Origin of the sequence: Frigoribacterium sp. UYMn621 (assembly GCF_040549525.1) — a bacterium.
In the GTDB taxonomy this organism is placed as follows: domain Bacteria; phylum Actinomycetota; class Actinomycetes; order Actinomycetales; family Microbacteriaceae; genus Lacisediminihabitans.
The window spans coordinates 38,726-49,467 of the sequence record NZ_JBEPTM010000005.1; the positions used below are offsets into that span (position 1 = coordinate 38,726).

A 10,742-nucleotide genomic window follows, 5' to 3' on the forward strand; every position below is an offset into this window, starting at 1 on the left:
CTCGAGCTGATCCATCCGCAGCGCCCGAAGCATCCGCAATTCATCTAGGGAGCACCCATGAAGAACATCCTCTGGCTCATCGTCGGCGTCGGGCTGGGATTCGTCGCCGCCCACCAGATCAACAGGACCCCCGAGGGAAAGCGGTTCTTCGAAGACGTCGACAGTCGCGCTCACGAATTCTCGAACGCCGTCGTTGACGGCTACAAGGAACGCGAAGCCGAGCTTCGTGCGGCCGTCGGCGACGCCGGCGATGCGCTCTCCGAGTTCACCGCACGCTGAACCAGACCTCTCTCTCCACCCTCGGCGGCCCGGACGGGCCCGCCCTGACTTCAGGACACCATGCAGACCGCTGACATCCGGGGCCGTTGGCTCGACTTCTTCGCCGAGCGCGGCCACACCGTTGTCCCCTCCGCCTCTCTCGTCAGTGACGACCCCACACTGCTGTTCACGGTGGCTGGCATGGTGCCGTTCGTGCCGTACCTCACCGGGCTGGTGCCCGCGCCGTATCCCCGCGCCACGAGTGTGCAGAAGTGCATTCGCACCCTCGACATCGAGGAAGTGGGCAAGACGCCACGGCACGGCACCTTCTTCCAGATGAATGGCAACTTTTCCTTCGGCGATTACTTCAAGGAGCAGGCGATCACCTACGCCTGGGACCTGCTGACGAGCTCGGAAGCGGATGGCGGCTACGGCTTCCAGGAGAAGGACCTCTGGGTCACGGTCTACAAGGACGACGACGAGGCATTCGGCCTCTGGAAGAAGATCGCCGGACTGCCGGAGGAGCGCATCCAGCGGCTCGACATGGACACGAACTACTGGTCGACGGGTCAGCCCGGCCCGGCAGGGCCGTGCTCCGAAATCTTCTTCGACCGTGGGCCCGCATACGGCATCGACGGCGGGCCAGCGACGGATGACGACCGTTACGTCGAGATCTGGAACCTGGTCTTCATGCAGTACCTGCGCGGACCGGGATCCGGAAAGAACTTCGAGATCCTCGGCGACCTGCCCAAGAAGAACATCGACACCGGCATGGGTCTCGAGCGGGTCGCCTTCCTCAAGCAGGGCGTCGAGAACATGTACGAGATCGACCAGGTGCGCCCGGTCCTCGACCTCGCCGCGACCCTCTCGGGGCGTCGCTACGGTGCGGTGCACGACGACGACGTGCGCATGCGCATCGTCGCCGACCATGTACGGTCCGCGCTCATGCTCATGTCCGACGGCATCACGCCGTCGAACGAGGGGCGCGGGTACATCTTGCGCCGTCTCCTTCGCCGCACCGTGCGGTCGATGCGTCTGCTCGGCGTGGATGCGCCGACCTTCACCGAGCTCTTCTCTGCCTCGAAGGATGCGATGAAGGCGGCGTACCCGGAGGTCGAGACCGACTACGACCGCATCCGCAACCTCGCGACGGCCGAGGAGGAGACCTTCCTTCGCACGCTGGCCAGCGGCACGAGCATCCTCGACCTCGCGGTGACGAAGACGCAGGGGGCCGGATCGAAGCAGCTCGCCGGTGACACCGCGTTCCTGTTGCACGACACCTTCGGATTCCCCATCGATCTCACCCTCGAGATGGCGGAGGAGGCGGGCCTCAGCGTCGACCGCGACGCCTTCGACGCCCTGATGCTCGAGCAGCGCACCATGGCGAAGGCGGATGCCAAGGCCAAAAAGACACTGCTTGCCGACCTCTCGGTGTACAGCGCGTTCCGCGCGGAGGGCGAGACCATCTTCACCGGCTACGACCACCTCGACACGGACAGCACCATCCTCGGCCTCATCGTCGACGGGGTGTCGGTGTCGAAAGCTGTCGCCGGGGATATCGCCGAGGTGATCCTCGCGGAGACCTCGCTCTACCCGGAGTCCGGTGGCCAGGAAGCTGATGCCGGAAGCATCGTCGGCACCGGTTTCGACCTCGAAGTGCTCGACGTGCAACGGCCGGTCAAGGGGCTCGTCAGTCACCGGGTGCAGGTGCGCAGCGGTGAGGTCGGCGTGGGGGAGGCGGCGACGAGCGTCGTCGATCGCGACTATCGACGCGGCGCGACCCAGGCGCACTCCGCGACCCATCTCATCCACGCTGCCCTGCGGGAGGTGCTCGGCCCGGATGCCCACCAGGCCGGGTCCGACAACCGCGCCGGCTACATGCGGCTGGACTTCAACTGGAGCAAGCCGCTGTCGCTCGAGACCCGCACCGAGATCGAAGACATCGCCAACGACGCCGTGCGACAGAACCTCGAGGTGACGACCCGCATCCTTCCCCTCGACGAGGCGCGGGCGCTCGGCGCCATGGCCCTGTTCGGCGAGAAGTACGGCGAGGAGGTGCGGGTCGTCGAGATCGGCGGCCCATGGTCGCTCGAGCTGTGCGCCGGTACCCACGTGGCTCGGAGCGCGGAGATCGGCCTGATCAACGTGATCAGCGAAGCCTCCGTCGGGTCGAGCAATCGCCGCATCGAGTCCCTGGTCGGTCGCGAGGCATTCCGAGATCTCGCCACCGAGCGCGCAATTGTCAATGAGCTGACATCAACCCTCAAGACGCCGCGTGACCAGGTGTCGACGCGCATCTCGGAGTTGCTTGCGAGCCTGAAGAGCGCGGAGAAGCGCATCGCCGAGTTCGAGCAGGCGGCCCTCACCGAGCGCGTGCCCGGCCTGCTCGCCACGGCGAGCCGGGTGGGTGCCGTTACCGCCGTGATCACGAACGTCGGTGCCCTGACATCGTCCGACGATCTCCGTCTACTGGTCACCACGGTGCGCAGTCGACTCGGGAGCGACGCAGCGGTCGTGGCACTCGCGGCAGATGTCGCGGGCAAGCCGGCGGTGATCGTTGCGACCAACGAGGCGGCACGTGCCCTCGGCGCGAAGGCCGGCGCTCTCGCGAAGACAGCCGCGGGCATCCTCGGTGGTGGCGGCGGCGGCAAGGACGATCTGGCCCAGGGCGGCGGCTCGAACCTCGCCGAGATCGGGACCGCCCTCGACGCCATCGCGGCCGGACTTCCGAGGTAGCGGTGCGAACGGGCGTTCGTCTCGGCATCGACGTGGGGAAAGTGCGCATCGGTGTCGCATCGAGCGATCCGCACGGCATGATCGCGACCCCGGTGAGCACGGTGCCTCGCGGCGACGGTGATATCGCGGCCATCATGGTCGAGGCGAGCGAACGATCCGTGGTGGAGATCGTGATCGGGTTGCCCCTCGCTCTCTCGGGCGGCGACTCGGCTTCCACCCAGGATGCCCGCGACTTCGCCCAGCGTGTGGCCGAGGCGGGTGACATCCCGGTACGGATGGTCGACGAGCGGCTCTCGACGGTGTCGGCGACGCGCGCTCTGCGGGCGTCCGGGCGCAACTCCCGCACCTCACGGTCCGTGATCGACCAGGTGGCCGCCGTGATAATTTTGCAACATGCCCTCGACGCTGAGCGCACCGGCGGACGTCTGCCGGGTGCGATCGTCGTCCCGCACGAAGGACGGTAACCGTGGCCGATGAGCCAAGCTGGGACGAGATCTTCTCGTCGCAACCCCCGCCGAACGGAGCCGAGGTCCCCGCCGCCGCTCCGCGGAGCCGTCGGGAGGCCCGCGAACAGGCAGCGCCGCGTGGCCGCGCCACTCGGGAACCCGCTGCACGCCGTGACCGCTCCTCGCGAGGCGAGCCGGTCGACGAATACGGGCTCGCACCGCGCAAGAAACCTCGCCGCAGCCTCGCGTGGCTGTGGGTCCTGCTCTCGATCGTGGTCGTGCTCGGGGTCGTGACGACCGCCGTCTGGGTGAACTTCCAGCCGCAGATCCAGAAGGTACTCGGGATCGAACCGCCCATCGACTACACCGGTGGAGGCACCGGGAAGGTCGTCGTGACGATCGAGAACGGGCAGATCGGCGGGGATGTCGCGAAGACTCTGGCCGCGAAGGGGGTCACGAAGACCTCGGCCGCGTTCTACAAACTGTTGCTCGTGCAGCAGCCTCCGGTGACCTTCGTCCCCGGCAGCTACCAGCTGAAGAGCCACATGAGCGCCAAGGCTGCACTCGCGGCGCTCGTGGATCCGGCCAATAAGGTCTCCACCCGTGTCTCCTTCCCCGAGGGCATCACCGTGAAGGGCGTCATCGCACGACTCGCGAACCTCAGCGAGAGCACCGGAGTCACCCAGGCCCAGCTGGAGGCCGCTGCCGCGGACTACACATCCTTCGGTCTGCCCGCTGCGGCTCCGAGCCTCGAGGGCTACCTCTTTCCGGCGACCTACGTCCTGGAGCCCGGACAGACGGCGCACCAGATCCTGCAGGTCTTCGTCACGGAGATGTTCAAGCGATTGGATGCCGCCGGAGTGGCCCCGGCGGACCGACACCGCGTGCTCACCCTCGCGGCCCTCACCCAGAAGGAGGGTGGCCCCGTCGCCGACTTCCCGAAGGTGGCGCAGGTGTGGGACAACCGCATCGCCAAGGGGATGAACCTGCAGTCGGACGCCACCGTGGCCTACGGGGCTGGGTCATCGAGCATCGAGACAACTGCCGCCCAGCGCGCCGATAAGAGCAACCCCTACAACACCTACGCCAACCCCGGACTGCCGATCGGCCCGATCTCCAACCCCGGCGATCAGGCGATCGATGCGACCCTGCACCCCACACCGGGTAGCTGGTTGTACTTCGTGGTTGTCAACTGCTCCACCGGGGAGACCGCCTTCTCCGACACCTTCGCCCAGCACCAGGCCGCGAACGCGCAGCTCGGTGCCTGGTTGAAGGCGAATCCGGGGGGCTGCAATTGACGAGACTCGCTGTGCTGGGATCCCCGATCTCGCACTCCCAGTCACCGGCCCTGCACCGGGCCGCCTACGCGGTACTCGGGCTCGACTGGGAGTATGAGGCCATCGAGGTGACATCCGCCGGGCTCCCCGCCTTCATCGGAGCCTGCGGGGCCGACTGGCGCGGGCTGTCCCTCACCATGCCGCTCAAACGCGACGTGATGCCCCTGCTCACCGACGCCGACAGTTACGCCGAACTCACCGGGGGAGCGAACACCGTGCTGTTCCGCGAAGGGGCGCACGGCCCGTCCATTCACGGATTCAACACCGACGTCTTCGGAATCCTCGAGGCCTTCCGGGATGCCGGCGTTGCGCGTCTCACCAGCGTGCGGATGCTCGGTGCCGGCGCGACCGCGGCATCCGCCCTCGTCGCCGTTGCCCAGCTCGGCGCCCGACGGGTCGTCGTCTCCACCCGCTCGGCACCGAAGCTCATCGCGCTGTTCGACCTCGGTGAGGAGCTCGGGATCGATGTGCACGCCGCCCATCCCGACGGCATCGATGACGGCATACGGCCGGATGCCGTGATCAGCACACTGCCCGGCGGCGCGGATCACGAATATCGCTTCGAGAGCTCCGTTCGGGCTTCCTCGGTGCTCTTCGACGTGGCTTATGACCCATGGCCCTCGGCTCTCGCGGCGAGCTGGCTCGAGGCGGGCGGACGGGTGATCCCCGGGATCGAGATGCTCGTCAACCAGGCACTTCTTCAGGTGCGAATCTTCGTCGGCGGTGGGCCCGACCGCATCCTGCCCCGAGAGGCAGCGGTCCTTGCGGCGATGCGCGAGGCAGTCGGCGTCTGACCGGAACGCGGCCGAGCCTGTGGGAGGATTCTCCTATGCTTCGATGGTTGACCGCAGGGGAATCGCACGGTCCCGAATTGATCGCGATCCTCGAGGGCCTGCCGGCCGGAGTGCCGGTCTCACTGGCGGCGATCCAGGAGGATCTGCACCGTCGCACGCTCGGCTATGGCCGGGGCGCCCGCCAGAAGTTCGAACAGGATGCGCTCACGATCAGTGGCGGCATCCGCTTCGGACTCTCGATGGGCAGCCCCGTCGCCCTGCGGATCGGCAACACGGAATGGCCACGCTGGGTCGATGTGATGAGCGCAGAGCCGGTGGACCTCGATTCGCTGCCGAAGGGCCGCGGGGCGCCGCTCACCCGTCCGAGGCCGGGACATGCCGACCTGGTCGGCATGCAGAAGTACGGTTTCGACGAGTCGCGGAACGTGCTCGAACGGGCGAGTGCACGCGAGACCGCGGCACGGGTCGCGCTCGGTGCGGTCGCCAGGTCCTTTCTGGGCGAGCTCGGGATCCGACTCGTCTCCCACACCCTCTCGATCGGTGGGACGCGCGTTCCGGAGGGCTCCGCCCTTCCCGGATTCGCGGATGTCGCGGCCCTCGACGCGGATCCGCTGCGCTGCTTCGACCCGGAGACCTCCGTGCGGATGGTGGCTGAGGTCGATGCCGCGCACGAAGACGGCGACACTCTCGGCGGCGTGGTCGAGGTACTGGCCTACGGCCTGCCGCCGGGCCTCGGTTCCTACACGCACTGGGACCGTCGACTCGACTCCCAGCTGGCGGCGGCCCTCATGGGCATCCAGGCGATAAAGGGCGTCGAACTGGGCGATGGCTTCCTCACGGCCGCGCGACGCGGCTCGGAGGCGCATGACGAGCTCTTCCAGACCGCGGACGGCATCAGTCGCTCCACCGACCGCGCCGGTGGCACGGAAGGGGGCATGAGCACGGGAACGGTGTTGCGGGTTCGCGCGGCAATGAAGCCGATCTCGACGGTGCCGCACGCTCTTCGAACCGTCGACATCGCCACCTCCGCCGCGGGGGAGGCACATCACCAGCGTTCGGACGTCTGCGCGGTTCCGGCCGCCGGCGTCGTCGCCGAGGCGATGGTCGCACTGGTGCTCGCCAACGCTGTACTCGAGAAGTTCGGCGGCGACTCCGTGGCCGAGACGAAACGCAACAGGGACGGCTACCTGGCGGCGATCCCGGCCAATCTCTCGACGACTCAGGAGTCGAACCTCCTCCTCGGCTCGTGATCAACCGCACTCCCGAACCGGGCCGACCCTATCTCGTCTTGATCGGGCCACCGGCAGCGGGAAAGACGCGGCTCGGAAAGCGGATCGCACGCATCCTCGGGGCGCCCTTCGTCGACACCGACCGTCGCATCGTGGCGGGTCACGGCCCGATCGCCCAGATTTTCAGCGAACACGGCGAGAAGTACTACCGGGCGCTCGAGCGCGCCGAGGTGACGAAGGCGTTGGGGGAACGCGCGGTCGTCGCGCTCGGCGGCGGGGCGATCATCGACCCGGTGACCCAGCGCGATCTGCTCGCCCACCGCATCGCGCTCATCACGGTGAGTCCCGATGCGGTCGCGGCGCGCATCCTCGGCACGGGTCGTCCGCTGATCAGCGGAATCGACACCTGGTCTGAGCTCGTCGCGTCCCGGCGCGAGATCTACGAACGCCTCGCGACGCGCACCTGGGACACCTCTGACCGCCCGATCGACCACATCGCGGCCGAGATCGCCACCTGGATCTCCGAGGAGACCCCCACCGACGTCGCAGAAGAGAAGGCACCATGAGCTCCACCACCATCACCGTCCCCGGGGTCGACTCCTATGAGGTCACCGTCGGTCGCGACATCCTCTCCACCCTCCCGGCCCTGATCGGTCCGGACGCGCGCAAGGTGCTCATCGTGCATCCGGCCACCCTCGGTGCGCGGGCCGAGCGCCTGCGGGAGACGCTGAGTGCGGACTTCGAGGTTCTCCTCGCCGAGATTCCGGACGCCGAGACGGGAAAGCGCGTGGAGGTCGCCGCATTCTGCTGGCAGGTGATGGGCCAGTCCGACTTCACCCGCACCGACGTCGTGATCGGTTTCGGCGGGGGAGCGGTCACCGACCTCGCCGGTTTCGTGGCCGCCACCTGGCTGCGCGGCATCCGCCTGATCAATGTGCCGACGACACTGCTCGGGATGGTGGATGCCTCGATCGGCGGCAAGACCGGGATCAACACCAACGAGGGGAAGAACCTCGTGGGGGCGTTCCACGCCCCGGCCGGAGTCGTCGTCGACCTCGACACCCTCGAGGGACTCAGCCAGATGGAGATCCTCGCCGGGTTCGGCGAGGTGGTCAAATGCGGTTTCATCGGTGAGCCGGAGATCCTCGACATCATCGAACGAGACGTGGATGTCGCCACGAACTCAGCCTCCGACGAGTTCCGTCGCATGGTGGAGCTGTCGATCGGACTCAAGGCGCGCGTGGTGGGGCATGACTTCAAGGAGAACGGGCTGCGCGAGATCCTCAATTACGGCCACACCCTCGGGCATGCCGTCGAGTACGCGGAACGGTTCCAGTGGCGCCACGGTGCGGCGGTCGCCATCGGCATGGTCTACGCCGCGGAGCTGGCCCGGCTCACCGGACGACTGCCGGATGCCGTCGTCGACCGGCACCGCAGCATCCTCACGTCCCTCCAACTGCCGATCTCGTACCCCGCGGGACGCTGGCAGACGCTGCTCTCGGTGATGAAACGCGACAAAAAGGCTCGTGGATCGCTGTTGCGGTTCATCGTGCTCGATGACGTCGCCAAGCCGACAGTTCTCACCGGTCCCGACGAGAGCCTGCTGTTCGCGGCCTACCAGGAGATCGGCTCGTAGCTCGGCTCGGGCGCGGCGCAGCGTGGTCTCCCGAACGCCGGGTCTCGCCAAAACCGGGCGGTTTCGGACACTCCGGGCCAGCACGCCAGCCCGGAGTGTCCGTGACGGCCCGGAACGGGGAGCGGACGCTCAACCGGCGAGCAACCGCGCGCGGGCCGCGGCATGCTCGTCTGAGGTGATCGTGCCTTTCGCGAGCAGCGCATCCAGTTCGAGCAGGCGGCTCTCGAGCGATTTCGCCGGCGTGAGCGCCTCACTGTCGAGCAGCTTCACGGCCAGGTCGGTCTGCAGGGTAAGCGGATCGTGCCCCGAATTTCGCACGCGAGCCGCATTGCGGATGGTCAGCGCGATGATGACCACGAAACCGACGATCACCACCGCAGTAACGAGCCCGAAGATGACTCCGAAAGAAGTCGAGAATCCGTCTGGTTCAAGTCCCATGGCTCCATTCTGTCGCGTGCGGCAGCGTCTGCCGGCGGATGCCCGGGAAGACGCGCCGTGGACGGCTCCCGACTCGCCGCAGTTCCCGGGGGATCTCCGCTGTGGGGCCCGCCCGGTCTGCGCCACCGCGACCGGCAGCGTGGTCGCCACCGCGGCTGGCACCGCGACCGGCCGCGTGGTCGCCACCGCGACCGGCCGCGCAGCCGCCACCGCGACCGGCCGCGCAGCCGCCACCGCGACCGGCCGCGCAGCCGGCATCGCGACCGAAGCCGCGGTCTGCGGCCCGACCGGATGACGACCGCCGGCCCGATCGCGCGGCCTGCCACGCGCACCAGACCCCGACCGCTAGGCTCGACGCCATGGTCAGCATCCTCGTTCTCAATGGCCCGAACCTCGGCCGGCTCGGAAGCCGCGAACCGGATGTCTACGGCAGCGGGACCCTCGAGGACCTCCGAATCGCGCTCGATCGGGAGGCCCCTCCCGGCCACGCGATCGACCTGCGGCAGACCAACGACGAGGCCGAACTGATCGGCTGGCTCTACGAGGCCGTGGACACCGCGAGCCCGGTCATCCTCAATCCGGCGGCCTTCACGCACTATTCCTACGCGCTGCGGGATGCCGCCGCGCTGGTGACCAAGGCCGGCCTGATCCTCGTGGAGGTGCACCTCTCCAACCCCCATGCCCGTGAGGAATTCCGCCACACCAGCGTGATCTCGGGGGTCGCGACGGGGGTGATCGCCGGATTCGGATTCGACTCCTACCTGCTCGCTCTCGACGCGATCAACCGCAAACTCGGCTAGACGGTAGACTCACTAGCTGGTTTCCCCGCGCGTGAGCGCTGAATATTCTCATCTCCAGATCGAACGGATTTACAGTCATGGCCTCAACCGCTGACATCAGGAACGGCGTCGTTCTCAACATGGACGGCCAGCTCTGGACCGTTATCGACTTCCAGCACGTGAAGCCGGGCAAGGGCGGCGCCTTCGTGCGCACCAAGGTCAAGAACGTCATGAGCGGCAAGGTCGTCGACCGCACGTTCAACGCGGGGGCGAAGATCGAGACCGAGACGGTCGACCGCTCCGAGTTCCAGTACCTGTACGCCGATGGCGAGAACTACGTCTTCATGGATGTCGGCAACTATGACCAGATCACCCTCACCGCCCCGCAGGTGGGGGATGCCGCCAACTTCATGCTCGAGAACCAGAACGTGACCATCGCGCTGCACAACGGCGACCCGCTCTACGTCGAGCTGCCGGCATCCGTCACCCTCGAGATCACCTACACGGAGCCCGGCCTTCAGGGCGACCGCTCCACCGGTGGCACGAAGCCGGCGACCGTCGAGACCGGATACCAGATCCAGGTTCCGCTGTTCCTCGAGCAGGGCACGAAGGTCAAGGTCGACACCCGCGACGGCAGCTACCTCGGTCGCGTCAACTAGTGGGAGCGCGAACCAAGGCGCGAAAGCGCGCGATCGACCTGTTGTACGGCGCCGACCTCCGCGAGATCTCACTGAATGCGGCGATCGCTCTCGAAGCGGACCGGGCGAAGAGCGAACCCGACCGCTGGAACTCCTGGGTCTACGCCCGCACCATCGTCGAGGGGATCGGCGAGCACGGCGACGAGATCGACGAGCTCATCGAGACCTACGCGCAGGGCTGGACCATCAACCGGATGCCCGTCACCGACCGCGCGATCGTGCGCATCGGCATCTGGGAGCTGCTCTTCAACGACGAGATCCCCGACAGCGTGGCGATCTCCGAGGCCGTCGAGGCGGCGAAGTCCCTCAGCACCGAGGACTCCGCCGGCTTTGTGAACGGACTGCTGGGTCGCATCGCCCAAACCCGCGCCTGACCCGTGCCCGGCGCGAC

Annotated in this window: 13 protein-coding genes; 12 read left to right on the top strand and 1 reads right to left on the bottom strand. The window is 67.5% G+C overall.

The window, feature by feature from the left end; all coding sequences use genetic code 11:
- Positions 1-57 precede the first annotated feature (57 nt).
- The 8 genes from ABIB54_RS10095 to aroB are packed head-to-tail and all read left to right on the top strand — an operon-like array spanning position 58 to position 8,436.
- Positions 58-279 (top strand): hypothetical protein, encoded by a 222-nt coding sequence (locus tag ABIB54_RS10095; RefSeq protein ID WP_354575395.1) that lies wholly within the window; start codon positions 58-60, stop codon positions 277-279.
- Positions 280-339: 60 nt separating this feature from the next.
- Complete coding sequence (gene alaS / locus ABIB54_RS10100) at positions 340-2,994, top strand: alanine--tRNA ligase (protein WP_354575396.1); 2,655 nt, start codon at positions 340-342, stop codon at positions 2,992-2,994.
- A gap of 2 nt (positions 2,995-2,996) precedes the next feature.
- Entirely contained in the window at positions 2,997-3,458 is a 462-nt protein-coding gene (gene ruvX, locus ABIB54_RS10105) for a Holliday junction resolvase RuvX (protein ID WP_354575397.1), read from the top strand.
- Between the two features lie 2 nt (positions 3,459-3,460).
- Positions 3,461-4,738 carry an endolytic transglycosylase MltG gene (gene mltG, locus ABIB54_RS10110; protein WP_354575398.1) on the top strand — a complete coding sequence of 426 codons (1,278 nt, stop codon included), beginning with the start codon at positions 3,461-3,463 and terminating at the stop codon, positions 4,736-4,738.
- Entirely contained in the window at positions 4,735-5,571 is an 837-nt protein-coding gene (locus ABIB54_RS10115) for a shikimate dehydrogenase (protein ID WP_354575399.1), read from the top strand. The genes mltG and ABIB54_RS10115 overlap by 4 nt, the downstream gene beginning before the upstream one ends.
- Before the next feature lie 35 nt (positions 5,572-5,606).
- On the top strand, positions 5,607-6,821 hold the full coding sequence (gene aroC, locus ABIB54_RS10120) for a chorismate synthase (RefSeq protein ID WP_354575400.1): 1,215 nt from the start codon (positions 5,607-5,609) through the stop codon (positions 6,819-6,821).
- A gap of 38 nt (positions 6,822-6,859) precedes the next feature.
- Entirely contained in the window at positions 6,860-7,366 is a 507-nt protein-coding gene (locus ABIB54_RS10125; protein WP_354575401.1) for a shikimate kinase, read from the top strand.
- Positions 7,363-8,436, top strand: coding sequence for a 3-dehydroquinate synthase (gene aroB / locus ABIB54_RS10130; RefSeq protein WP_354575402.1), 1,074 nt, complete (start codon positions 7,363-7,365; stop codon positions 8,434-8,436). The genes ABIB54_RS10125 and aroB overlap by 4 nt, the downstream gene beginning before the upstream one ends.
- A 129-nt stretch (positions 8,437-8,565) precedes the next feature.
- On the opposite strand, the gene ABIB54_RS10135 is transcribed toward aroB, so the two are convergent.
- On the bottom strand, positions 8,566-8,874 hold the full coding sequence (locus ABIB54_RS10135; protein ID WP_354575403.1) for a hypothetical protein: 309 nt from the start codon (positions 8,872-8,874) through the stop codon (positions 8,566-8,568).
- Positions 8,875-8,890: 16 nt separating this feature from the next.
- Between ABIB54_RS10135 and ABIB54_RS10140 the strand changes: the two genes are divergently transcribed.
- The 4 genes from ABIB54_RS10140 to nusB all read left to right on the top strand — a co-directional run bounded on the left by ABIB54_RS10140 (position 8,891) and on the right by nusB (position 10,725).
- Positions 8,891-9,169 (top strand): hypothetical protein, encoded by a 279-nt coding sequence (locus ABIB54_RS10140; RefSeq protein WP_354575404.1) that lies wholly within the window; start codon positions 8,891-8,893, stop codon positions 9,167-9,169.
- 64 nt (positions 9,170-9,233) lie between these two features.
- Positions 9,234-9,674 (top strand): type II 3-dehydroquinate dehydratase, encoded by a 441-nt coding sequence (locus ABIB54_RS10145; protein ID WP_354575405.1) that lies wholly within the window; start codon positions 9,234-9,236, stop codon positions 9,672-9,674.
- 77 nt (positions 9,675-9,751) lie between these two features.
- Entirely contained in the window at positions 9,752-10,312 is a 561-nt protein-coding gene (gene efp / locus ABIB54_RS10150; RefSeq protein ID WP_185200668.1) for an elongation factor P, read from the top strand.
- Entirely contained in the window at positions 10,312-10,725 is a 414-nt protein-coding gene (nusB, locus tag ABIB54_RS10155) for a transcription antitermination factor NusB (RefSeq protein WP_185200667.1), read from the top strand. The genes efp and nusB overlap by 1 nt, the downstream gene beginning before the upstream one ends.
- The last annotated feature ends 17 nt before the right edge of the window (positions 10,726-10,742 follow it).

Coding starts and splice junctions, on each gene's coding strand:
- aroC (WP_354575400.1), top strand. CDS start 5,607: ATGCTTCGATGGTTGACCGCAGGGGAATCGCACGGTCCCGAATTGATC.
- efp (WP_185200668.1), top strand. CDS start 9,752: ATGGCCTCAACCGCTGACATCAGGAACGGCGTCGTTCTCAACATGGAC.
- ABIB54_RS10145 (WP_354575405.1), top strand. CDS start 9,234: ATGGTCAGCATCCTCGTTCTCAATGGCCCGAACCTCGGCCGGCTCGGA.
- ABIB54_RS10135 (WP_354575403.1), bottom strand. CDS start 8,874: ATGGGACTTGAACCAGACGGATTCTCGACTTCTTTCGGAGTCATCTTC.
- alaS (WP_354575396.1), top strand. CDS start 340: ATGCAGACCGCTGACATCCGGGGCCGTTGGCTCGACTTCTTCGCCGAG.
- aroB (WP_354575402.1), top strand. CDS start 7,363: ATGAGCTCCACCACCATCACCGTCCCCGGGGTCGACTCCTATGAGGTC.
- ABIB54_RS10095 (WP_354575395.1), top strand. CDS start 58: ATGAAGAACATCCTCTGGCTCATCGTCGGCGTCGGGCTGGGATTCGTC.